General features: G+C 68.5%; 23 protein-coding genes. 14 read left to right on the top strand and 9 right to left on the bottom strand.

All coding sequences use genetic code 11. The features are described 5' to 3' along the window. Nucleotides 1-54: 54 nt before the first annotated feature. On the bottom strand, nt 55-489 hold the full coding sequence (locus B0293_RS02315) for a hypothetical protein (protein WP_005155968.1): 435 nt from the start codon (nt 487-489) through the stop codon (nt 55-57). A gap of 177 nt (nt 490-666) precedes the next feature. On the opposite strand from B0293_RS02315, the gene B0293_RS02310 reads away from it, so the two are divergent. The 4 genes from B0293_RS02310 to B0293_RS02295 all read left to right on the top strand — a co-directional run bounded on the left by B0293_RS02310 (nt 667) and on the right by B0293_RS02295 (nt 5,579). Continuing rightward, a complete protein-coding gene (locus B0293_RS02310) occupies nt 667-2,388 on the top strand; it encodes a TIGR03767 family metallophosphoesterase (RefSeq protein WP_005155970.1) in 1,722 nt (573 codons plus the stop codon). Between the two features lie 112 nt (nt 2,389-2,500). Beyond that, a complete protein-coding gene (locus B0293_RS02305) occupies nt 2,501-3,763 on the top strand; it encodes a C39 family peptidase (RefSeq protein WP_005155975.1) in 1,263 nt (420 codons plus the stop codon). 80 nt (nt 3,764-3,843) lie between these two features. Next, nucleotides 3,844-4,938: an S-(hydroxymethyl)mycothiol dehydrogenase gene (locus B0293_RS02300; RefSeq protein ID WP_039917507.1), complete on the top strand. Its 1,095-nt coding sequence runs from the start codon at nt 3,844-3,846 to the stop codon at nt 4,936-4,938. Continuing rightward, a complete protein-coding gene (locus B0293_RS02295) occupies nt 4,932-5,579 on the top strand; it encodes a hypothetical protein (RefSeq protein WP_039917510.1) in 648 nt (215 codons plus the stop codon). The genes B0293_RS02300 and B0293_RS02295 overlap by 7 nt, the downstream gene beginning before the upstream one ends. Here the strand turns inward: B0293_RS02295 and B0293_RS02290 are convergent. Further along, entirely contained in the window at nt 5,557-7,176 is a 1,620-nt protein-coding gene (locus B0293_RS02290) for an FAD-binding oxidoreductase (protein ID WP_005155980.1), read from the bottom strand. The genes B0293_RS02295 and B0293_RS02290 overlap by 23 nt on opposite strands. A gap of 97 nt (nt 7,177-7,273) precedes the next feature. Between B0293_RS02290 and B0293_RS02285 the strand changes: the two genes are divergently transcribed. Then, nucleotides 7,274-7,837 (top strand): TetR/AcrR family transcriptional regulator, encoded by a 564-nt coding sequence (locus B0293_RS02285; RefSeq protein ID WP_005155985.1) that lies wholly within the window; start codon nt 7,274-7,276, stop codon nt 7,835-7,837. After that, the gene (locus B0293_RS02280) at nt 7,834-9,375 is read left to right on the top strand and encodes a glycerol-3-phosphate dehydrogenase/oxidase (RefSeq protein WP_005155988.1); all 1,542 of its coding nucleotides are present in this window, start codon (nt 7,834-7,836) and stop codon (nt 9,373-9,375) included. The genes B0293_RS02285 and B0293_RS02280 overlap by 4 nt, the downstream gene beginning before the upstream one ends. A 194-nt stretch (nt 9,376-9,569) precedes the next feature. Here the strand turns inward: B0293_RS02280 and B0293_RS44625 are convergent, their stop codons facing one another. Further along, a complete protein-coding gene (locus B0293_RS44625; RefSeq protein WP_005155990.1) occupies nt 9,570-9,695 on the bottom strand; it encodes a hypothetical protein in 126 nt (41 codons plus the stop codon). Between the two features lie 262 nt (nt 9,696-9,957). Between B0293_RS44625 and B0293_RS02275 the strand changes: the two genes are divergently transcribed. The 6 genes from B0293_RS02275 to B0293_RS02250 are packed head-to-tail and all read left to right on the top strand — an operon-like array spanning nt 9,958 to nt 13,567. Beyond that, entirely contained in the window at nt 9,958-10,227 is a 270-nt protein-coding gene (locus B0293_RS02275; protein ID WP_005155992.1) for a helix-turn-helix transcriptional regulator, read from the top strand. Further along, nucleotides 10,224-10,769, top strand: a complete 546-nt coding sequence (locus B0293_RS02270; protein WP_005155995.1) for a hypothetical protein — start codon at nt 10,224-10,226, stop codon at nt 10,767-10,769. The genes B0293_RS02275 and B0293_RS02270 overlap by 4 nt, the downstream gene beginning before the upstream one ends. Next, nucleotides 10,766-11,230 (top strand): hypothetical protein, encoded by a 465-nt coding sequence (locus B0293_RS02265; RefSeq protein ID WP_005155996.1) that lies wholly within the window; start codon nt 10,766-10,768, stop codon nt 11,228-11,230. The genes B0293_RS02270 and B0293_RS02265 overlap by 4 nt, the downstream gene beginning before the upstream one ends. Next, a complete protein-coding gene (locus B0293_RS02260; protein WP_005156003.1) occupies nt 11,227-11,457 on the top strand; it encodes a hypothetical protein in 231 nt (76 codons plus the stop codon). The genes B0293_RS02265 and B0293_RS02260 overlap by 4 nt, the downstream gene beginning before the upstream one ends. Then, complete coding sequence (locus B0293_RS02255) at nt 11,454-12,380, top strand: ABC transporter ATP-binding protein (RefSeq protein WP_039917514.1); 927 nt, start codon at nt 11,454-11,456, stop codon at nt 12,378-12,380. Before B0293_RS02260 ends, B0293_RS02255 begins: the two co-directional genes overlap by 4 nt. After that, on the top strand, nt 12,377-13,567 hold the full coding sequence (locus B0293_RS02250; protein WP_005156005.1) for an ABC transporter permease: 1,191 nt from the start codon (nt 12,377-12,379) through the stop codon (nt 13,565-13,567). The genes B0293_RS02255 and B0293_RS02250 overlap by 4 nt, the downstream gene beginning before the upstream one ends. A 79-nt stretch (nt 13,568-13,646) precedes the next feature. On the opposite strand, the gene B0293_RS02245 is transcribed toward B0293_RS02250, so the two are convergent. Next, a complete protein-coding gene (locus B0293_RS02245; RefSeq protein WP_039917517.1) occupies nt 13,647-14,996 on the bottom strand; it encodes a cryptochrome/photolyase family protein in 1,350 nt (449 codons plus the stop codon). A 152-nt stretch (nt 14,997-15,148) separates the two neighbouring features. Between B0293_RS02245 and B0293_RS02240 the strand changes: the two genes are divergently transcribed. Next, nucleotides 15,149-15,562 carry a hypothetical protein gene (locus B0293_RS02240; RefSeq protein WP_005156007.1) on the top strand — a complete coding sequence of 138 codons (414 nt, stop codon included), beginning with the start codon at nt 15,149-15,151 and terminating at the stop codon, nt 15,560-15,562. A 93-nt stretch (nt 15,563-15,655) separates the two neighbouring features. Here B0293_RS02240 and B0293_RS02235 read toward each other — a convergent pair whose 3' ends face one another. The 3 genes from B0293_RS02235 to B0293_RS02225 form a co-directional block, all read right to left on the bottom strand. Continuing rightward, nucleotides 15,656-16,972: a citrate synthase gene (locus tag B0293_RS02235; RefSeq protein WP_005156008.1), complete on the bottom strand. Its 1,317-nt coding sequence runs from the start codon at nt 16,970-16,972 to the stop codon at nt 15,656-15,658. A gap of 192 nt (nt 16,973-17,164) precedes the next feature. Then, on the bottom strand, nt 17,165-18,106 hold the full coding sequence (locus tag B0293_RS02230; protein WP_005156009.1) for a carbohydrate kinase family protein: 942 nt from the start codon (nt 18,104-18,106) through the stop codon (nt 17,165-17,167). Between the two features lie 43 nt (nt 18,107-18,149). Beyond that, nucleotides 18,150-18,752, bottom strand: coding sequence for a TetR/AcrR family transcriptional regulator (locus B0293_RS02225; protein WP_005156011.1), 603 nt, complete (start codon nt 18,750-18,752; stop codon nt 18,150-18,152). Between the two features lie 103 nt (nt 18,753-18,855). On the opposite strand from B0293_RS02225, the gene B0293_RS02220 reads away from it, so the two are divergent. Further along, a complete protein-coding gene (locus B0293_RS02220) occupies nt 18,856-20,001 on the top strand; it encodes an acyl-CoA dehydrogenase family protein (protein WP_005156012.1) in 1,146 nt (381 codons plus the stop codon). Nucleotides 20,002-20,097: 96 nt separating this feature from the next. On the opposite strand, the gene B0293_RS02215 is transcribed toward B0293_RS02220, so the two are convergent. Continuing rightward, complete coding sequence (locus B0293_RS02215; protein ID WP_005156013.1) at nt 20,098-20,661, bottom strand: hypothetical protein; 564 nt, start codon at nt 20,659-20,661, stop codon at nt 20,098-20,100. A 67-nt stretch (nt 20,662-20,728) separates the two neighbouring features. Then, nucleotides 20,729-21,958, bottom strand: a complete 1,230-nt coding sequence (locus B0293_RS02210; RefSeq protein ID WP_005156014.1) for an amidohydrolase — start codon at nt 21,956-21,958, stop codon at nt 20,729-20,731. Between the last annotated feature and the right edge of the window lie 11 nt (nt 21,959-21,969).

The following is a 21,969-nucleotide window of genomic DNA, read 5'->3' as shown; positions in this document are numbered from 1 at the left end:
TACCGATTCGGCCCGTGATCAGACACGCCCCCGTTCCCTCAAGAGAGCCAGGCGCTAGTCACCGGAAACGCCCCAGATCGCCAGCTCCACGGCGACGTCGTTCTCGTAGAGCAGCGCGCAGTTCGCGCTCCAGCGCGGGCGGCGTTCGTACGGCAGCCGTCCCGCCTTGTCGAGCTCGTCGAAGCCCTCGACGGACGGCTCCTCGGTACCGAACGCGGCGAGGAGTTCGGCGTCGGTCAAGGGCCGGATCGTGCCGAAGTCGTCCTCGCCGGTCGCGCTGATGAACTCGTGGACGTCGAGCACTGAGTGGGTCCCGGACTCCTGGACACTCTCGACCTCGTAAAGCTCGTCGACCGAGTCCGGGCGGCCGAGTTCGTCCTCTTCCCAGAGGTAGTCACCCTCCGCGAAGACCCGCGCCTTCATCGCGTCCAGCGCCACTTCCGGATCGCCGTCGAACCGGCCGCGGACCGACCAAGCCGAAGCACCCATCGGAGCCACCTCCTCGTACGACAAGCGGCCAGCGTAACCAGAGCCGCCTTGATTCCTTCGTATTCGGCCGAACGTGACAAATCTTCGCATTACCCTTTTCCGGAGTTCACCCCACGGCTAACGTCTTCCGGCATCGTCCGTCCGCGACACCCACCCGCGACGAGTAGGGGCACCGCCATGTCCGACATCTCCAGGCGCACCTTCGCCACGGCAGGCGCCGCCGGCGTCGGCCTGCTGCTGTGCACGCCGACCGCCAACGCGCTCGACCGCGCGCTCGCGCTCACCACGACCCGCGCGACGAGGACCGCCGGCACCACGCTGGAATCCGCGGCCGCCCCGCTGAAGAGCGGACCGGGCTACACGCGGCTGACCGCGGGCCCCGGCTGGCCGCTCGTCGTCCGTGGCGAGCTCGCCGCGCCGAAGTCCGGCCGCGACGACCGCCGCCGCGCGATGGCCTCGTTCGCGCAGTTCACCGACCTGCACTTCACCGACGCCGAGAGCCCGGCGCGGTTCGAGTACCTGCACCCGTTCGTCGGCTCGGCGCACCGGCCGCAGGAGACGCTCGGCCCGGTCGCGACGACGGCGCTGGTGGAGCGGGTGAACAGCCTGAAGGCGGGCCCGTTCACCGGACGGGCGATCGACTTCATGGTCACCACCGGCGACAACACCGACAACCACGAGCTGATCGAGCTCGAATGGTTCCTCAAGGTGCTCAACGGCGGCACGGTGAACCCGACCTCGGGTGACCCGAACACGCACGAAGGCGTCCAGACGTCCGGGTCCTCGCACTACTGGAACCCCGGCAAGCCGCTGGACGACGCGTACACGAAGAAGGGCTTCCCGCAGCTGCCGGGCCTGCTCGGCGCGGCGACGAGCACCTTCACCTCGCCCGGTCTCGACGTCCCGTGGTTCTGCACCTTCGGCAACCACGACGACAGCATCGTCGGCACCGTGCCGGACCTGCCCGTGATGGACGCCTGGTACACCGGCCGGTTCAAGGTGATCGGCAAGGACGAGACGACGTCGCGGAAGCTCGCCAAGGCGATCGGTTCCGGTTCGGGCGTCCCCATCACGGAGCTGTTCGGCGGTTCGGGCACGATCCGCGAGATCACCCCGGACGAGCGACGGCGGCCGTTCAGCACCGCGGAGTTCGTCCAGCACCACCTCGACACCGCCAACACCGGCCCCGGTCCGGTCGGCCACGGGTTCGGCGGGAACAACGCCGACGGGCGGAACGTGTACTACACCTTCCGCATCGCGCCGGGCGTCGTCGGCATCAGCCTCGACACCACGACGATGGCCGGGCTGGCCGACGGGTCGATCGGGCTCGGGCAGTTCACCTGGGTGGAGAACACGCTCAAGCGCAACAGCTCGACGTACTACGACTTCTTCGGCCGCAAGGTCACGCAGAACGTGACGGACGAGCTGTTCATCCTGTTCAGCCACCACACGAGCGACACCATGGGCAACATCCTCCCGGACGCGCGGCACCCGCTGGAGCCGCGACTCAACGGCGACACGTTCGTCTCGCTGCTGAACCGGTTCCCGAACGTGCTGGCGTGGGTCAACGGGCACACGCACCACAACAAGATCACCCCGCACCCCGGCAAGACGGCGAAGCAGGGCTTCTGGGAGATCAACACCGCGTCGCACATCGACTTTCCGCAGCACGCGCGGATCATCGAGGTCGCCGACAACGCCGACGGCACGCTTTCGCTGTTCACGACCCTGATCGAGGCGGAGGCGCCGTACGAGGCTTCGTACTCGGACACCTCGACGCAAGCGCTTGCGTCGCTGTACCGGGAGTTCTCGTACAACGACATCCACGCTTCCCTCGGCGCCGTCGGCACCGCCCAGGACCAGAACACGGAGCTGCTGCTGACCCACCCGTTGGCATGAGCTTGGGCCGCCTGGTCGCGAAAGCGACACAGACTCGGGCAACTGTTTACATACCTCGCGCGAACAGCGAAAATCCCTTCCCTACTGGGTGGATTCGAGGGATGGAGCCGCGATGCGCATACGAGGCCTGGTCACGCTGCTGACGATCGCTACGCTGACAGCGGTGACGGCACAGACGGCGGAGGCGGGCCCCGGCCGTGGCGACGACGAGTCGATCGACTACCACGAATGGTCCGGTCACCACGGTTTCCGTGACGGCAGGCTGGAGGGGCTCGGCCTCGATCACGGCGCGCTGCGCATCGATCGCCCGATCGGCACCATCGAGCACACCGAACCCGTGCTCGGCACCACGAAGACCTACGAATACGGCCAATGGACGTCGAGGAGCCACACGCAGGGCTTCGACGCCTCCCAGCTGGTCGCGTCGTGGAACGCGAAGACACCGGCCAAGACCTGGATCAAGGTCGAGGCGAAGGGCCGTACTTCGTCGGGCACCGAAACAGCCTGGTACGTCATGGGCCGCTGGGCCAGCGGAGACGCCGACATCAAGCGCACCAGCGTCGACGGCCAGAGCGACGCCAACGCCGCGGTCGACGTCGACACGCTGGTGATGAAGGCGGGTGTCGCGCTCCGGTCGTATCAGCTTCGGGTGAGCCTGTACCGCGAAGCCGGTTCCCGCGTCACACCGTCGGTGACGTCGGCCGGCGCCATGACGTCGCTGGTCCCGGACCGGTTCGAGGTCAAGGCGACGAAACCGGGCCGCGCCACCGGGATCGAACTCAAGGTTCCCGCGTACGCCCAGAACCTCCACAAAGGACAGTTCCCGGAGTACGGGGGCGGCGGCGAGAACTGGTGCAGCCCGACTTCCACCGAAATGGTGGCCGAGTACTGGGGCAAACGGCCCAAGCCCGAGGACATGGCGTGGATTCCGGAGGGTTACGTCGATCCGACCGTCGCGTACGCGGCCCGCTACACGTTCGACTACGCCTACGACGGAACCGGCAACTGGCCGTTCAACACCGCGTACGCCGCTTCACTCGGACTGCGTGGGCACATCACCCGTTTGCACTCCTTGAACGAACTCGAGAAGTACATCGCGCGCGGCATCCCGGTGATCACGTCGCAGTCGTTCAAGGCCGAGGAACTCGACGGCGCGGGCTACGGCACCGCCGGGCACATCATGGTCGTCGTCGGCTTCACGAAGGACGGTGACGTGATCGCGAACGACCCGGCCGCCAGCAGCAACGACCGGGTCCGGAACGTCTACAAACGACACCAGTTCGAGACGATCTGGCAGCGCACCAAGCGGTACAACACCACCGGCGGGGTCTCCAGCGGCCCGGGCGGGGTCGCGTACATCATCACCCCCAACTGAATCGTTTCCCCACCCGAGCGGATCTCGCGGCCGGAGTGGATTCCGTGGCAAGCTACGGAGTCGACTACTCGGAGGTGGGTATGCCGTACGAGGTCCAGGGCGTCGTTTCCCGCGCCAAGGGTGAACCGGTCTCACTGGAGTCCGTGACGGTGCCCGATCCCGGGCCCGGCGAGGCCGTCGTCTCGGTCAAGGCATGCGGCGTCTGCCATACGGATCTCCACTACCGCGAGGGCGGGATCAACGACGCGTTCCCGTTCCTGCTCGGCCACGAGGCCGCGGGATTCGTGGCGGCGGTCGGCGACGGGGTCACGGATCTGGAACCGGGCGACTACGTGATCCTGAACTGGCGCGCGGTCTGCGGCACCTGCCGGGCCTGTCGCCGGGGCAGGCCCTGGTACTGCTTCTCGACGTTCAACGCCGCCCGGCCGATGACGCTGGCCGACGGCACCGCCCTGTCCCCGGCGCTCGGCGTCGGGGCGTTCCTCGAAAATACGCTCGTCCACAGTGGACAGTGCACGAAGGTCGACCCCGCCGCCGAACCCGCCGTCGCCGGGCTGCTCGGCTGCGGGGTGATGGCCGGGCTCGGCGCGGCGCTGAACACCGGCGCGGTGAGCCGCGGCGATTCCGTCGCGGTCATCGGCTGCGGCGGCGTCGGTGACGCGGCCATCGCCGGTGCGAACCTGGCCGGCGCGAAGACCATCGTCGCCATCGACACCGACGACCGGAAACTCGCCTGGGCCAAGGACTTCGGCGCCACCCACACACTGAACAGCAAGGGGCTGAGCGAAGACCAGGTCGTCGAGGCGATCCAGGAGTTCACCGATTCGTTCGGCGCGGACGTCGTCATCGACGCGGTCGGCAGGCCCGAAACGTGGCGGCAGGCGTTCTACGGCCGCGATCTGGCGGGCACGGTCGTGCTCGTCGGCGTCCCGACCCCGGACATGCGGCTGGAGCTGCCGCTGATCGACTTCTTCGCGCGCGGCGGCTCGCTGAAGTCCTCGTGGTACGGCGATTGCCTGCCCTCACGCGATTTCCCGATGCTGATCGACCTCTACCTCCAGGGCAGGCTCCCGCTCGACAAATTCGTCACCGAGCGGATCGCCCTCGACGGCGTCGAGCAGGCCTTCGGGCGCATGCACGACGGGGACGTCCTCCGCAGTGTGGTGACGTGGTGAAACTCTTCACCGACGCCGACTTCCCCGCCGACCCGTACCCGGGAGCGCGGCCGGGCCATTCGTTCGTCCACTTCGACGGCGCCGGGCACAGTCTCGACACTGCGCCGGAAGGCTGGCGCGAACGCCAGGCCGTGCTCGCCTACGGCTCGAACGCGTGCCCGTCGAAGATCACCTGGCTGCGGGAGAACATGGGCCTGCGGGGCCCTGTCGTCGTCTGCCATGCGCGCTGCACCGACCTGGCCGCGGTCTGGGCGTCCGGCCTGCGGTTCCGGGACGGGCAGCGGCCTGCCACGCTCGCCTCCGCCCCGGGGGTCGTCGAGGAGCACGCCGTCTGGTTCGCGACCCCCGACCAGCTCGCCGTGCTCAACGAATGCGAGGGCAACGGGCAGCGCTACCGCCTGGTGCGGCTGACCGCCCCGGCCATCACCCTCGACGACGGCACCGTGCTCGACGACGTGGTGGCCTACGTCGGCGCCGCGGACATCCGTCTGCCGATCCTGGTGGACGGCAGGCACATCCGCGTCGCCGACCTCGAACAGCGCCGGGCCGCGGCGCTGCAAGGGATCCCCGCCGAGACGCACGGCCTGGACTGCACGCTGGTCGAAGCCGGGACACTGGTCAGAGAAGCTTCCCGGGATTGAGGATCCCGGCCGGATCGACGACCTTTTTCGCCGCCCGCAACACTTCGACGCCGATCTCGCCGATCTCCGACGGCAGATAGCGCGCGTGATCGGCGCCGATGGCGTGGTGGTGCGAGATGGTGCCGATCCCGGTGATCGCCTCCGACGCCGCCGCCTTCGCGCGCTGCCACTGGCCGATCGGGTCGGCCTCGTCGCGCGCGGTGAGCACGGTGAAGTACAGCGACGCGCCCGTTTCGTAGGCGTGCGAAACGTGGCACATGATGACGGCCCTGCCGAGGGTGGCGGTGAGCGCGGCGCGGACGGCGTCGCGCAGGTCGCTCAGTTCCGCCCAGTACGCGGCGGTTTCCAGGGTTTCGACGCAGACGCCGTTGTCCATCAACGCGTCCCGCTGCCGGGGCCCGGAGAACCGGCCGCGGCGCCAGGATTCGCCGAGCGCGGCGCCGATGCGGACGGCGCCGTACGGCTCCAGCACTCGGGTCGTTTCCTTACGGCGCCGGGAGACCTCGTGTTTCGACGCGCCTTCCCAGCCGACGATCAGCAGGCAAGGCGCTTGGACCCCGCGTGCCTTGAGATACCGGCGCAGCGCCTTGGTCTTCCAGTTGTCGTTGAGTGCCAGCGAAACCTCGCTCTCGTCCACATCGGACAGTCGCGTGACGTCGGCGAGCACGTGCCGCTGGGCGAGCTCGCGGATCGCCGCGGTGCCGTTTTCCCAGCCGTCGAGGACGTAGCCCTCGTAACGGCGGACCTCCGGCACCGGGCGGACGCGGAGGGCGACCTCGGTGATCACACCGAGCGCGCCCTCACTGCCGACGGCGAGGTGGCGCAGGTCGGGTCCCGCGGCCGACGCGGGCGCGACGCCGAGTTTCCACTCACCGCGCGGGGTCGCGAGCCGGACGCCCTTGACCATGTCCTCGAACCGGCCGTAACCCGACGAGGCCTGACCGGCGGACCGGGTCGCGGCGAACCCTCCGATCGTGGCGCGTTCGTAGGACTGGGGCACGTGCCCGAGGGTGAAGCCGTGCCCGGCGAGCAGCCGGTCGGCCTCCGGGCCGGTGACCCCCGCCTGCAGGACCGCGATCCGCGAGACGGGGTCGACGGAGACCAGTTCGCCGAGCCTGGTGAGGTCGAGCGCGATCACCGCGCTCTTGTCCCCGCGCAGCGCCGCGACCCCGCCGACCACCGACGTCCCGCCGCCGAACGGGACGACGCCGACGTCGTGCCGGGCGCAGATTTCCAGCACCGACTGGACTTCGTCGGGATTCCCCGGCAGGACGACGGCGTCCGGTACCGGAAAATCACCGAACCCGCGGCGCCGTACCAAGTCCAGATAGGACAGCCCGCTCGCCCGCGCGAGCCGCTCCCCCGGCGTCACCAGAACGTGTCCGGCGCCGACGAGCTCCTCGAGGTCTCGCTTCGGCTGTTCGCCCAGCAGCGGTTCGGGAACGGACAGCGCCGAATCGGGTGCGAAGGGCGCCGCGGAGCCCAGCGGGCCGATACGCTGGACGAGCCACCGCAGGGCCTTCGCCGGAAGGTGGGCCGCGTCACCCGCCTCGGGCGTCCAGGATCGTCTTAACCGGTGGTCAATAAGCTCGGTCACGACTACAGTGTTACATATGGACGTAAAACGTCACTCACCTGCGGAAACAGGCGTTTCGGCACTGGCGGATACCCGATCCCGCCAGGCCTCGACACGCGTGTCCGACGACGTTCTGCTCGACGCGGCGAAGAAGTGCGTGCTCGCCGTCGGCGTGCGCCGGACCACGCTCGCCGAGATAGCGCGGACGGCGAAGGTCAGCCGGATGACCGTCTATCGCCGTTTCCCGGATGTGCGCAGTGTGCTCGCGACCCTCATGACCCGTGAATTCGGCGGTCTGCTGCAAGGCGCGGCCGAACCCGAGGTCGAACCGGCCCACTTCCGCGAGAAGCTCGTCCAGAGTTCCGTCGCCGCCGTCGTCGCGCTGTCGGGCGACCCGCTGTTCCGCACGCTGCTGGACCTCGACCCCGAACTGGTCCTGCCCTACATCGTCGAGCGGCTCGGGAAGACCCAGCGCTTCGCCGAGGGCGTGATCCTGCACCTGCTGCAGGGCGGCCACGAGGACGGCTCGATCCGCAAGGGCGACCTGCCTTCACAGGCGCGCACCCTGCTGCTGCTCATCCAGTCCTTCACGTTCTCGTTCCGCCCCGCCACCGCGGACGTGAACGAGAAGGCGTTGATGACGGAGTTCGCCCAGGTGCTCGACGCGGCGTTGCGACCGTGACGCCCGGCTCGCTCAACGCTCTGCGACGTGAGCGCGAGCTCGCGTCGCTGGCCGGCGGCGAGCGGGTCGACCTGGTCGTGGTCGGCGGCGGTGTCACCGGCGCGGGAATCGCGCTGGACGCGGCCGCGCGCGGGCTCTCGGTGGCGCTGATCGAGGCGTACGACCTGGCGTACGGGACGTCGCGCTGGTCGAGCAAGCTGGTCCACGGCGGGCTCCGCTACCTCGCCAAGGGCGATGTGGCGCTGGCGCACGAAAGCGCCGTCGAACGCGGGATCCTGATGACCCGCACCGCCCCGCACCTCACCAGGGCGATCCCGCAGCTGTTCCCGCTGTACCCCGAGACCTCCCGTGGTCAGCAGGCGTTCATCATGACCGGCCTCGTCGCCGGTGACGGGCTCCGCCGCGCGGCCAGGACCCCGGCGGCCGTGCTGCCCAGGCCCAGGTCGATCCCGGCCGCGGAGGCGCTGGCGCTCGCGCCCGGCCTGTCGCCCCAAGGCCTGCGCGGCGCGCTGCTGGCCTACGACGGCGCGCTGACCGACGACGCGCGGCTCGTGGTGAGCCTGGCGCGCACGGCGGCGTCACGCGGCGCGAAGATCCTCACGCGGGTCGAAGCCCTCCGGCTCGACGCGGATTCGGTGCTGGCGCGGGACCGGCTCACCGGGCAGGAGATCGAGATCCGTGCCCGTCAGGTGATCAACGCGACGGGCGTCTGGGCGGGCGAGCTGGCGGAATCGGTGCGGCTGCGGCCGTCCCGCGGTTCCCATCTCATCCTGGCTTCGGGGGCGGCACGGATCGGCGCGACGTCGGTCAACGTGCCCGTCCCCGGCGAGAACAACCGGTTCGTCTTCCTGCTGCCGCAACCCGACGGCCGAGTGTTCGTCGGCGTCACCGACGAACCGACCGACGGCCCGGTCCCGCGCGTGCCGTCCGTGCCGGAGTCCGATGTGGACTTCCTGCTCGACGTGGCGTCGAAGGCGTTCACCCGCCCACTGACCCGCGCCGACGTCGCGGGCTCGTTCGCCGGGCTGCGGCCGCTGGTCGAAGGCGGCGGCGGACGCAGCGCGGACCTTTCGCGCAAGCACGCGGTGGTGACCGGCGCCGACGGTGTGCTCACCATCGTCGGCGGCAAGCTGACGACGTACCGGAAGATGGCCGAGGACGCCGTCGACGCGGCGCTGACGCGGTCCGGGCTCCACGCCGGGCCGTCGACCACGTCCCGGCTCCCCTTGCTCGGCGCGCCCCCACGCCACCGTCTGTCCACTGTGGATGCTCCGGCCCGGCTGGTCGCGAAGTACGGCACCGAGGCGCCGCGGGTCGCCGCGCTCGGCGAGGTCGATCCGGAACTGGGGCTGCCGCTGTTCGGCGGAACCGAGATCAGCGCGGCCGAAGTCGTCTGGGCCGTGCGGCACGAGGGCGCGCTCGACGTCGAGGACGTCCTGGAGCGCCGCACCCGGCTCGGCCTGGTCGTCCCCGAGGCGGAGGCCGCCCGCGCCCGCGTCCAGGAGCTCGTCGACAAGTCGCTCGCCGGCCTCGCCTGAGCGCGTTTAGTCCTCTGGATGCGGTGAAGCGCGCCCGCCCGACCCCGTCGCCGGATGTCGCGAAAGCCACTTTCGGGACACCAGACGTCGCGAAAGTGGCTTTCGCGACATGCTCGACCTCCGGCATCTCGCCACGAGGTCCGTGAAGGCCTCCTTGCCTACCCTGAAGGTAGCGAAGGAGAACCGGTATTTGCTTACCGATGCCTGACCTGCGCGAGGTGGTGGTTGCGCGAGTACATCCGGTCGCAGATCTTGATCAACGGAAGATCCGGGACACTCAACGTCCCCGATCTTCCGTTGATCAAGGTCGTGTCTGTCATGCCCCGTGGCAGCCACCCTGACGGGGGAAGATTCCGGACGTTGGACGGCCGGAATCTTCCCCCGTCGACCACACCGCCATCCAGCACAAGCTCCACTCGGCGGCAAGACGAAACAGGGCCCGTCCGTGGAGGATTCAGGACGTTCAACGTCCCGAATCCTCCACACTCGACCGCCAGCCACACCGGTGGATTTAGTCCTCTGGATGCGGTGAAGCGCGCCCTCAACTTGACGAGTCGTTGGGTTTTTGCAACAGTATGTTCTATGAGCCCGGTCAGACGCGGCAAAGAGCTGCCGATCTACAACCGGCTTCCCGTGCTCCGGGCCGAGCGCGGACTGAGCAGGGCCGCCCTCGCGACGGCGGTCGAGGTCAACCCGCAGACCATCGGCGCGCTCGAACGGGGCGACCACTACCCGAGCCTCGACCTGGCGTTTCGCATCTGCGCGGTGTTCGACCTCCCGGTCGAGGCCGTGTTCAGCCGCGAACCGTTCACGCCACTGTCCACTCAGGTCTACCGGGAGGGGGGAACATGAGCGAAGGGCGAGGCCGTCTCGCGACGTACTGGGAGCGCCAGCAGGAGCGTTGGGAAGAGCTGGAACGCAAACGCGCTCTCCGGCTCCCGACCTGGCGCACGAGGAAACGGCGGCGGACGTTGAGCGTGTTCGTGGTGGCGGGCAACCTGGTCCTGATCACCGGCGCCGCCCTGTTCCACAGGGCGCCCGAAGTGGTCTTCTTCGTGTGCTGGTTCGGCGGCAGCATCGTGGCGGGCGGCGCGCACTACCTGTTGCGGATCCTGACCGGCAAGATGAGCAACGGGTTCTCCGCCCGGCTCGACGAGCGCGAGCGGGAATGGCGCCACCGAGCCACGTTCATCAGCTACCAGCTCCTGGTCGCACTGATGATCATCGGGGTGTTCTACGGCCTGATCGTCTCCGGCACCGAGGACGGCGGCGCGCGCGGCGCGATGATGGGCTGCGCGCTGCTGGTCGCCGGCACCACGTTCTCCGGTGTCATCCTGGGCTGGTCGCTGCCGGACGACGATCCGGAAGATTTCGACGAGGAGATTCCGGCATGACCGTCACCAGGACCCGCTCGGACCGGCGGCGGCTCGCCGTCGCCGCGGTGATCGGCCACCTCGTGGTCATCGCCGGAGCCGCGTTGCTGCGCGAGCCGACGTTGTGGTTCGCCGTCGGCATGATGGGCCCCGGGTTGTGCCTGTGCGTCGGCGCCGCGGCCGTGTTGCGCCGCTCCGTCGGCAGACCCGGCTCGGCGGCGAAGGACCTCGACGAGCGCGAACTGCTGCTGCGCAACCGCGCGCACTACGCGGCGTTCCAGGGGATCTGCCTGCTGATGCTGGTGGACCTCGCGTACGGGCTCTACGCGGCCGGGCAGCCGGATTCCGGCTCCTTGCTTTCTTCGATGACAGCGGCGTTGTTCGTCTTCGGTACGTCGCTGCCGGCGCTCTGGCTCGCCTGGAAGCTGCCGGACGACGATCCCGAAGACTTCGCAGACGTCGACGAGGGGATTCCGGCATGACCGGGGACAAGCGGCGCCACAAGGTGTCGATCGGAGTGATCGCCGTCGCTTTGGTGGCGAGCGGGGTGTTCGTCGGCGCGGCGAGGGCCGTATTGGTTTACCGGGCCACTTCGGTGGTGAGCAACGTCAAGCTGGACGGCTTGATCCAGCGCAACCGCACGGTTTCCGGCGTCCATCGGGGGATCACGGCGCTCGTGCGGTATCTCGAGGAGGGGAAGTGGAAATGAGCGAGGGGAAGCTGGAGATCGACCGGATCTCCAAGAAGTACGGCGCGAAGGTCGCGCTGGACGAGGTGAGCTTCGAGGTCCAGCCCGGGGAGCTGTTCGGGTTCGTCGGCAGCAACGGCGCGGGCAAGACCACCACGATGCGGATCGTCCTCGGGGTGCTGGCGGCCGACTCCGGCCAGGTGCGCCTCGGCGGCGCGCCGATCACCCACGAGACCCGCACGCATATCGGGTACATGCCGGAGGAACGCGGCCTGTACCCGAAGATGAAGGTGCTGGAGCAGCTGGTCTACCTCGCCGAACTGCACGGGATGTCGGCCAACGACGCCCACCGCAGCGCCGAGAACTGGATCGCCCGGCTCGGGCTGACCGAACGCCGCAAGGACGAGGTCCAGAAGCTGAGCCTCGGCAACCAGCAGCGCGTGCAGCTCGCGGCCGCGCTGGTGCACGATCCGCGTGTCCTCGTGCTGGACGAGCCGTTCTCCGGTCTCGACCCGCTGGCCGTGGACGTGATGAGCGGGGTGCTGCGCGAAAAGGCCGCGACCGGTGTGCCAGTGGTGTTCTCCAGTCACCAGCTGGATCTGGTCGAGCGGCTGTGTGACCGGGTCGGCATCATCCGAAGTGGACGGATGGTCGCTTCCGGCACCGTCGGCGAGCTGACCGCCGACGCGGGCAACGGCCTCGTCGTCACCGCGCCCGGCGCCACCCCTGGCTGGGCTTCGGCCGTTCCCGGTGTCCGGTCGGTCGTGCAGAACGGCCCGACGACGACCCTCGAACTCGAAGCTGGAGCCGACGACCAGGCCGTGCTCGCCGCGGCACTGGCCACCGGCCCGGTCACCGAATTCACCAAGCGCAGGCGTTCGCTGACCGAGCTGTTCCGCGACGCCGTCGCCGAGAAGCCCGCCGCACAGGGAGTTTCCGCATGAACACCGTCTCCTCATGGCGCGCGGTCTGGCTCATCGCCAAACGTGAACTGAACACCCGGCTGCGCACCCGGTCCTTCGTGATCGGCACCGCCGTCCTGCTGGTCATGCTGATGGGTTACGTCCTGCTGCAGTCCACGCTGGCCGACAGCCAGGACAAGAGCAAGATCGGGCTCACCGGGCAGACCGCCGGGATCGCGCAGCAGCTCGAGAAGGCGGGCGCGGCGATCGGCGAGAAGATCGAGACCGTCACCGTCGCCGATCCGGCGCAGGGCCGGACCCAGGTCGAGAACGGCGACCTCGACGCGTTGCTGTCCGGCAACGCCACCGAGCTGAAGGTGCTCGTCAAGGCCGAACTGGGCACCAAGCTGCGCACCGTGCTGAACGGCGTGTCCCAGCAGGAAGTGCTGAACGGCATCCTCTCCGAGGCCCAGAAGTCCCCCGACGAGGTGATGCGCACGGTCGGGCAGACGCAGGTCGAGGTCGACTCGATCAAGCCGCCGGATCCGGAGAAGTCCCAGCGGATGGTGATCGGGCTGATCGTGGCGGTGCTGCTGTACATGAGCATCGTGACCTACGGGACGCTGGTCGCCCAGGGCGTGGTCGAGGAGAAGTCCAGCCGGGTCGTCGAGATCCTGCTGTCCACCGTCCGGCCGTGGCATCTGTTGCTGGGCAAGGTGATCGGGCTCGGCCTGGTCGGGCTGACGCAGCTGGTGATCATCGGCGGCGCCGGGTTGCTCGTCGCCTCGGCGACCAACGTGCTGACGCTGTCCGGGGTCGCGACGGGCGCGCTGCTGTGGGGTGTGGTCTGGTACCTGCTCGGGTTCCTGCTGTACGCCACCGTCTACGGCGCGATGGGCTCGCTGGTCTCCCGGCAGGAGGACACCCAGTCGGTCATCGGGCCGGTCAACATCGTGCTGATCCTCGGTTTCGTCGTCGGGTTCAACCTGCTGGCGCAGTCACCGGAGGGCACCGGGACCAAGGTGCTTTCCCTGGTGCCGCTGCTTTCCCCGGTGCTGATGCCCGCGCGGATAGCGGCCGGGACCGTCGAGGTTTGGGAGATCGCGCTGTCGCTGGGCCTGACCATGGGCGCCATCGCCCTGTTCACCTGGCTGGGCGCGCGGATCTACCAGAACAGCGTCCTGCGGGTGGGCAGCCGGATCAAGCTGTCCGAGGCCCTGAAGGGCTGATCGCTTCGCGCGTGAAGGCCCCCTTCCCACTGCCACGGTTTTGAATGACCAGCCGAGGGAAGGGGGCCTTCACGCGCGTTCAGGTCCCTTTGATGGCGGCGTAGCGCTCCAGGGCGACCTGGCGTTCGTGGGCGTGGTCGACCATCGGCGCCGGGTAGTCCTTGACGCCCTGCGGTTTGTGCACCGCTTTCCCTTGCACGGAACGGAGTTCGGGGACGTAGCGGCGGACGTACTCGCCCGACGGGTCGAACTTCTCCCCCTGCGTGGTCGGATTGAAGATCCGGAAGTACGGCGCCGCGTCGGTGCCGCTGCCGGCGACCCACTGCCAGTTCAGCTGGTTCGACGCGAGATCGCCGTCGACCAGATGGTTCATGAAGTACCGCGCGCCGAGCCACCAGGGCAGGTGCAGATCCTTCACCAGGAAACTCGCCACGATCATCCGGACGCGGTTGTGCATCCAGCCCTCGGCGAGCAGCTGCCGCATCCCGGCGTCGACGATCGGGAAGCCGGTTCGTCCTTCGCACCACCGCTTGAAAGCCTCGTCGTCACTCTCGTGTTCCATGGCGTCGAAGCGGGAATCGTAGTTCTTGCGCGCGGTTTCGGGACGGTGCCACAGGACGTCGGCGTGGAACTCGCGCCAGGCGAACTCACCGCGCAGCGACTTCGCGCCGGATCCTTCGTTCCCGGCGAGGTCCGCCAGCAGCGTGCGCGGATGGACGCAGCCCCAGCGCAGATACGGCGAAAGCCTTGTCGTACCGGGACGATCCGGACGGTCGCGGTCCTCGTCGTAGGTCTCGAGGTCGCCGTCCAGGAACTCGTGCCAGCGGTCCAGCGCCGCCTTCTCGCCGGGCTCCGGCAGCTCCATTCCCTTGAGCGAAGGGGACTTCGGGAGCTTGACCGACCGCGGCGGCTCCACCCAGTCCACTATGGACGCACCGGTGTCCGCGGGACGCGGCCAGCCGTGGCGCACCCACGCGCGGTAGAACGGGGTGAACACGCGATAGGGGTCGCCGTCCGGTTTGGTGATCCGGCCGGGGGTGATCGCGTACGAGGAACCGGTCTCGGTCCAGGCGATGTCGTGTTCCGCCAACGCCTTCTTGACCTCTTGGTCGCGGCGGCGGCCATACGGGCCGGTGTCCGAGCTGACGTGCACCGCCGCGGCGCCGATCGCGCGGGCGGCCTTGACGACCTCTTCGACCGGGTCGCCCTTGACGAGCATCAGCCGTCCGCCGAGCTGGTCGTCCAGCGCCTTCAGACAGCCGTGCAGGAACGCGACGCGCGGGGCACCGGAGGGCTTGAGGAGCGCGTCGTCGAGGACGTACAGCGCGAGGACGTGCTTGCTGTGCTTCGAGGCTTCCAGCAGGGCGGCGTGGTCGCCGAGGCGGAGGTCGCGGCGGAACCACAGCACTACGGGGGCTTCTTTCGTCACAGGCCAGAGCGTAGTCACTGTCCCGCTGACCGCTACTCGGGCGGGCTTGTTCGCCGATTCGGCCACGGTGGGTCTGTCCGGCACTTAAGGTCGGCAGGACAGCTCCATCAGGTTCGACGAGGGGGAAATGAATGCGCGTACGTTCGAAAACCATGTCCGTTCTGCTGGCCGTCGTCTCGGCGGTGGGCCTGACCGTCGCGATGTCCGGGACGGCCGCGGCCGACGACTGCCAGACGGAGGCGAGCCGGAATTTCCTGTACGGAAACGGGAACGGGAAACAGGCGCGGATCTCGCTGATCAGATGCGCATGGGACGGCGAGAGCAGGTTGACCTACCAGGGCGCCGTCAACGGCGCCAACGTCGGGGACGAAGCCACTTACGGGGACTCCATCAAGCTGGCGTACAAGCCCTACTACGACAAGGGCTTCGTGCCGGGTTCGTTCAAGTTCACCAACAGCCAGGGCTATCAGGTGACGAACCTGTACTACGGCAACCGCGGCGAGCTACAGGCCTGCGCGGACATCCACCTGGAAAGAGGGGGCTGGGAAATGGTCTGCACCTGGTGACCTTCCGTCACTCACCCGGATGAGACGAAGGGGCCTTTCACAGCAGGATCCTGCTGCGAAAGGCCCCTTTCAGCGCGTTCGCGGGAAGGCGGCTCAGCGCTCCGAGATCGGCGCGTAGTTCCGCTCGGCGGAGCCGGTGTAGATCTGCCGCGGGCGGCCGATCTTGGTGGCCGGGTCCTGGATCATCTCGCGCCAGTGCGCGATCCAGCCCGGCAGGCGGCCCAGCGCGAACAGCACGGTGAAGTACTTCGTCGGGAAGCCGAGCGCCCGGTAGATCAGACCGGTGTAGAAGTCGACGTTCGGGTACAGCTTCCGCTCGATGAAGTAGTCGTCCGAGAGCGCGGTCTCTTCCAGCTTCTTCGCGATGTCGAGCAGCTGGTCGCCGCCCTTGAGCTTGGAGAGGATGTCGTCCGCGGTGTTCTTGATGATCTTCGCGCGCGGGTCGTAGTTCTTGTAGACCCGGTGCCCGAAGCCCATCAGGCGGACACCCTTTTCCTTGTTCTTCACCCGCTGGACGAAGTTCGCGACGTCGCCGCCCTCGGCCTGGATGCCCTCGAGCATGTCCAGGACCGCGCTGTTGGCGCCACCGTGCAGCGGGCCGAACAGGGCGTTGATGCCGGCCGAGATCGAGGCGAACAGGTTCGCCTCGGAGGAGCCGACGAGGCGCACGGTCGAGGTCGAGCAGTTCTGCTCGTGGTCGGCGTGCAGGATGAACAGCAGGTCGAGCGCCTTGGCGACGTCCGGGTCGACCTCGTAGGGCTCGGCCGGGAAGCCGAAGGTCATCCGCAGGAAGTTCTCGACCAGGCCGAGCGAGTTGTCCGGGTACAGCAGCGGCTGGCCGACGGACTTCTTGTACGCGTACGCGGCCAGGGTCGGGACCTTGGCCAGCAGGCGGATGGTGGACAGCTCCACGTTCGCTTCGTCGAACGGGTTGAGCGAGTCCTGGTAGAAGGTCGACAGCGCCGATACCGCGCTGGAGAGCACCGGCATCGGGTGCGCGTCGCGCGGGAAGCCGCTGAAGAAGGCCTTGAGGTCTTCGTGCAGCAGGGTGTGGCGCTGGATCTTCTCGGTGAACTCGGACAGCTGCGCCTGGGTGGGCAGCTCGCCGTAGATCAGCAGGTACGAGACCTCGATGAAGGTCGACTTCTCGGCCAGCTGCTCGATCGGGTACCCGCGGTAGCGCAGGATGCCGGCGTCACCGTCGATGTAGGTGATGGCCGACGACGCGGCACCGGTGTTCACGAACCCCGGGTCGTGGGTGATGTACCCGGTCGTCGCCAGCAGCTTCCCCAGCTCGATCCCAGGCGCACCCTCCACCGGGTGGATCACCTTGAACTCGTGCTCGCCATTGGGCAGGCGCAGCGTCGCGGTCTCGCCGGACTGCCCCGCAGCCGTCGTCGCGTCGGACATGTAAGTCCCTCTCACGTTCAGCACGGGCCGGCGGCGCCTGTAGGTTCCACAGGTACGCCCTCTTTCACGCGCGTGACCCATGGCCTCGCTGCACACCGCCCCGCTGGGGTATGAATTCCCCTCCACGCTAGTCGAGAATGGGGTCAACGCGCAGCGGGTGAGTTGCTCACAACAGCCCCTTTGGGACCAGGTTCACACGGCGGAAGCCATATCTTCGGCCGTCGGCGGTTCCGCGCCACTCCTCGAGACCGTGATCGACGCCGCTTTCGCCGCGAATTCGAGCGCCGTACGCCAGCCACCGGCGTCGAGAGTGGACACGTCGCGCACCCCGTTCGAGTACAGCCACGCCAGCAGGGCGCCCTGCACGGTGTCCCCCGCGCCGATCGTGTCGACGACGGCGACTCGGCGTGACGGGACCTGCGCGATTTCCCCCGCCCGTGTGATGACGGACAACCCCTGTGCGCCCCGGGTGAGCACGACGGCGTCGACTCCCTTAGAGGTCCAGACCTTTGCCGCGTCGACCGGATCGGCGCCTTCGGCGAGCCATTCCGTGTCGTCGTCGGAGATCTTCAGCAGGCGGATGTGCGGCAGCCAGGACTCGAACCGCGCCCGGTACGCGGCGGGGTCGGCGATCAGCGCCGCGCGGATGTTCGGGTCGACGACGGTCAGCACGCCGCGGGCGGATTCGCGGCGCAACACGGTTTCGTACGTGCTCGCGCCCGGCTCCAGGACCATGCCGAGGGTGCCGAGCGAGAGCGCCGTCACATTCTCCGGCAGCGGGCCGGGGTCGCCGACGAGCCTGTCCGCGGTGCCCTCGGTGTAGAAGGTGTACTGCGCGGAACCCTTTTCGTCGAGCGCGACGACGGCGAGCGTGGTCGGCTCGTTTCCCCGCTGCAGCAAGGCGGTGTCGACGCCGGAGGCGTGCAGCCGGTCCACCAGCGCGACCCCGAAACGGTCGTTCGAGACGCGCGAGAGGAAGCCCGCCGGGACGCCGAGCCGCGCGGCGGCGAGCGCGACGTTGTAGGGACCACCACCCATCCGGGGCAGCAGCGCGCGCAACCCACCGTCCACAGTGGAATCCAACGGTTCACCAGGAACGAGGTCGACCAGCGCCTCTCCACCCACCACGATCACGGGCGCGATGCTAGCCGAGAAAGCGGTGACACCACCATGATTGTCAGTTCAGGACATTTTTTGTCGCGATTCCGCCAAGGAGAAGTTCCGACAAAGCGGTGAAGGCTTCGGCGTCGGTCACCCCGGCCCGCTGACCGACCACGCCGGTCTGGATTCCCTCGATGATCAAGCCCGCCATTTCCGCGATCAGCCGCGCGTGCACCTCGCGGAAAACACCGTCGGTGACGCCGCGGTCGATGAACGACCGGATCCGCTGGGCGGCGGCACGGCTGTTGAGCTGATACGCGTCCCGCGCCGGCGCGAATTCGGCGATGTCGGTCATGAATGCGGCCGAGGCGCGATTCAGGTATTCGGAGATCCCGGCGAGGTACTCCCCGAGGACCTTGCGGGCGTCGTCGATACCGGCGATCCGCTCCTCCAGGAGCTCGGCCGCGCCCTTGAAAAAGTGGGCGACGACCTTGACCGCGAGCTGCTCCTTGCTGGGCGCGAGCGCGTAGAGCGTCGACTTCGAGCAGTGGAGCCTGGCGGCGAGGTCGTCCAGCGTGAACTGGGAGAACCCTTCGGCGAGGAACAGCGCTTCGAGTTCCGAGAGCAGTGCTCGCTGGCGCGCGGTGGGCTGACGGCGCGGGGTCCTGCTCTCGGTCATCGGATCACTATCCCTTACGCGGACGGTGTACCCCCAGCGCCATCTACTGTACGCTGAATCAGCCCACAGTACTGTTTTGAGTACAGTTCAGCTCGGAGGAATCATGCCGGCGGACCGTCTGCTGCCCAGCACCGAGGCCCGGGATCTGATCGATCTGGCCAAGGAGATCGCCCGCGAAGAACTCACCCCGATCGCGAGCAAGTACGAAGAGACCGCGCACTTCCCGCGCGAACAGTTCAGACTGCTCGGCCAGGCCGGGCTGCTCGGGCTGCCGTACGCGGAGCGCTGGGGCGGCGGCGAACTGCCGTACGAGGTCTACCTGCAGGTTCTCGAGGAGATCGCGGCCGCGTGGATGTCGGTCGGCGTCGGGCTCTCGGTGCACACGATGTCCTGCTTCGCGCTGGCGCACCACGGCACCGACGAGCAGCGCGACCGCTGGCTGCCCGGGATGCTGGAGGGTGACCTGCTGGGCGCGTACGCGCTCTCGGAGACCCACGCCGGCTCCGACGCGGCGGCTCTCTCGACCCGCGCGCGGCTCGACGGCGACCGGTACGTCGTGAACGGCACGAAGGCGTGGATCACCCATGCGGGTGAGGCCGACTTCTACACGACCATGGTGCGCACCAGCGACGAAGGCGGCCAGGGCATCAGCTGCCTGCTCGTTGACGCGGCGACGCCGGGCCTCTCGGCCGCGCCGCCCGAGCGGAAAATGGGTCTCACCGGGTCGACCACCGCGCAGCTGATGTTCGAAGACGCCACCGTCGACGCCGAGCGGCGGATCGGTGAGGAGGGCCAGGGACTGAAGATCGCGCTGTCGTCGCTCAGCTCCGGACGGCTGGGCATCGCCGCCTGCGCCGTCGGGCTCGCGCAGGCCGCGCTGGACGAGGCTCTGGAGTACGCGAAGGGCCGCACGCAGTTCGGGCGGCCGATCATCGAGTTCCAGGGCCTGGAGTTCCTGCTGGCCGACATGGCCGCCACCGTCGAGACGTCGCGCGCGATGTACCTCGACGCAGCCCGCCGCCGCGACCGCGGGCTGCCGTTCCAGCGGCAGGCGTCGATCGCGAAGCTCGTCGCGACCGACGGCGCGATGAAGGTGACCACCGACGCCGTGCAGGTCCTCGGCGGCGCCGGCTACACCAAGGACTTCCCGGTGGAGCGGTACATGCGGGAGGCGAAGGTGCCGCAGATCTTCGAGGGCACGAACCAGATCCAGCGCATGGTGATCGCGCGAGAACTCCGGAAGGGCTGACTCTCCGCGCCGAGCACATGATGCGAAAGCCACTTTCGCAACGTTGAAGGTTGCGAAAGTGGCTTTCACGTCATGCGAGTCCGGTCGCGGCCTGCCTCAGTACCCCTGCGGCCCGAACTGTTGCGGCGGACCACCCGGCGGCGGCTGTTGCGGCTGGTGCGGCCATCCGGCCTGAGGCGGATACGACTGCTGCGACGGCCCGGGCTGCCACTGAGGCCCAGGCTGTCCCGGCGGGTACTGCGGGACAGCCTGCGCGACGTGCGGCTGCGGAGATCCCTGCTGCTGGTATCCCTGCGGCTGGAATGCCTGCTGCTGCGGGAATCCCGGCCCCGCGTTCTGCCCGGCGGCGACGAGCTCACGCGCCTTGCGTCGCTTTCCGCGAATGAGCATCGTCGTGCCCAAGCCGGTCAGCGCGACGCCGACCCCGGCCATCCAGAGACCGTGATTCCGGAACGTCTCGGCCCGCGATTCGGCCGCGGCCTTCATCTCGGCGTAGGTGTCCTCGCCGGTGCTGCGGCCGTTCTTCGTGGTCTCGCAGATGTCCCCGGGCGACATGATCCTGCCGCCGCATTTGATGAGATTCGGATCCTCGCGCGAGAACAGCAAGGTGACGACCAAGAACCCGATCCCGACGACCAGGACGAAGACCCAGCGCTTCATGTGTTACACACCCTCCCCATATGTAACACATGAGAGCACAGGTCACTCGCCCCTGGCAAGAGCGAACTCAGCCCTCGCGGTAACGGCGCTCCTCGGTGACGCCGACCCCGGTCTCCTCGTCGAAGTGGTAGACCTCGCGGCCGCGCACGAACACCCGCATCGCCCGGTTCATCACGTCCAGCGGATCACCCGACCAGATGGCCACGTCGGCGTCGAGGCCCGGCTTCAGCGCGCCGACCTGGTCGTCGAGTCCCAGCATCGCGGCCGGGTTGACGGTCAGCGCCTTCAGCGCGGTCTCCGGGTCGAGGCCGTCCTTCACCGAAAGCGCGGCCTGGTAGACCAGGAAGTTGATCGGCACGACCGGGTGGTCCGTGGTGATCGCGATCCGCACACCGGCCCTGGCGAGGATGCCGGGCGCGCGCAGGGTGCGGTTGCGCAGCTCCACTTTGGACTTGGTGGTGAACAGCGGGCCGAGGATCACCGGCACGTCCCGCTCGGCGAGCAGGTCCGCGATCAGATGCCCTTCCGTGCCGTGGTTGATCACCAGTTTGTAGCCGAACTCGTCGGCCAGCCGGATCGCGGTGACCATGTCGTCGGCGCGGTGGACGTGCTGGTCCCAGTACAGCTCGCCGTCGAGGACCTTGGCCAGGGTCTCCTTGGTCAGGTCGACGTCGAACGGCTTGCCCTCACCGGCGGCGTGGTCGCGCTGGGCGGCGTAGTTGCGCGCGGCGGTGAACGCGTCGCGGATGGTCGACGCGACGCCGAGCCTGGTCGACGGCGTCTGCTTCTTCTCGCCGTACACCCGCTTCGGGTTCTCGCCGAGCGCGCTCTTCACGCTGACACCCTCGGCGAAGATCATGTCGAGCACGGTCCGGCCCCAGGTCTTGACGCCGATCGTCTGCCCGCCGATGGGGTTCCCCGAACCGGGTTTGATGACGACGCTGGTGACGCCGCCCGCGAGCGCGTCGTCGAAGCCGGGCTCGTACGGGTCGATGCCGTCGATCGCCCGGAACCGCGCGCCGTTGGGGTCGGTCATCTCGTTGGTGTCGTTGCCCGACCAGCCTTCGCCGTCCTCGTGGACGCCGAGGTGGGCGTGCGCATCGATGAACCCGGGCAGCACCCAGCTGCCCGCGGCGTCGATCAGTTCGGCGTCGTCAGGGACGTCGACGTCGGCATCCGTGCCGACCGCGACGATCTTTCCGTTCTCGATGAGGACCGTGCCACCGTCGATGGGTTCACCGTCGACCGGGACGACGTAACCACCGACGATGGCCTTGACCTGTGCTTTGTCAGACATACTTTGACACG

Source organism: Amycolatopsis azurea DSM 43854 (assembly GCF_001995215.1).
In the GTDB taxonomy this organism is placed as follows: domain Bacteria; phylum Actinomycetota; class Actinomycetes; order Mycobacteriales; family Pseudonocardiaceae; genus Amycolatopsis; species Amycolatopsis azurea.
The sequence above is the reverse complement of the archived record's forward strand: the minus strand, read 5'-3'. Positions and strand labels throughout refer to the sequence as shown.

Coding starts and splice junctions, on each gene's coding strand:
- B0293_RS02315 (WP_005155968.1), bottom strand. CDS start 489: ATGGGTGCTTCGGCTTGGTCGGTCCGCGGCCGGTTCGACGGCGATCCG.
- B0293_RS02310 (WP_005155970.1), top strand. CDS start 667: ATGTCCGACATCTCCAGGCGCACCTTCGCCACGGCAGGCGCCGCCGGC.
- B0293_RS02305 (WP_005155975.1), top strand. CDS start 2,501: ATGCGCATACGAGGCCTGGTCACGCTGCTGACGATCGCTACGCTGACA.
- B0293_RS02300 (WP_039917507.1), top strand. CDS start 3,844: ATGCCGTACGAGGTCCAGGGCGTCGTTTCCCGCGCCAAGGGTGAACCG.
- B0293_RS44625 (WP_005155990.1), bottom strand. CDS start 9,695: ATGACAGACACGACCTTGATCAACGGAAGATCGGGGACGTTGAGTGTC.
- B0293_RS02275 (WP_005155992.1), top strand. CDS start 9,958: ATGAGCCCGGTCAGACGCGGCAAAGAGCTGCCGATCTACAACCGGCTT.
- B0293_RS02270 (WP_005155995.1), top strand. CDS start 10,224: ATGAGCGAAGGGCGAGGCCGTCTCGCGACGTACTGGGAGCGCCAGCAG.
- B0293_RS02265 (WP_005155996.1), top strand. CDS start 10,766: ATGACCGTCACCAGGACCCGCTCGGACCGGCGGCGGCTCGCCGTCGCC.
- B0293_RS02260 (WP_005156003.1), top strand. CDS start 11,227: ATGACCGGGGACAAGCGGCGCCACAAGGTGTCGATCGGAGTGATCGCC.
- B0293_RS02255 (WP_039917514.1), top strand. CDS start 11,454: ATGAGCGAGGGGAAGCTGGAGATCGACCGGATCTCCAAGAAGTACGGC.
- B0293_RS02250 (WP_005156005.1), top strand. CDS start 12,377: ATGAACACCGTCTCCTCATGGCGCGCGGTCTGGCTCATCGCCAAACGT.
- B0293_RS02240 (WP_005156007.1), top strand. CDS start 15,149: ATGTCCGTTCTGCTGGCCGTCGTCTCGGCGGTGGGCCTGACCGTCGCG.
- B0293_RS02235 (WP_005156008.1), bottom strand. CDS start 16,972: ATGTCCGACGCGACGACGGCTGCGGGGCAGTCCGGCGAGACCGCGACG.
- B0293_RS02225 (WP_005156011.1), bottom strand. CDS start 18,752: ATGACCGAGAGCAGGACCCCGCGCCGTCAGCCCACCGCGCGCCAGCGA.
- B0293_RS02220 (WP_005156012.1), top strand. CDS start 18,856: ATGCCGGCGGACCGTCTGCTGCCCAGCACCGAGGCCCGGGATCTGATC.
- B0293_RS02215 (WP_005156013.1), bottom strand. CDS start 20,661: ATGAAGCGCTGGGTCTTCGTCCTGGTCGTCGGGATCGGGTTCTTGGTC.
- B0293_RS02210 (WP_005156014.1), bottom strand. CDS start 21,958: ATGTCTGACAAAGCACAGGTCAAGGCCATCGTCGGTGGTTACGTCGTC.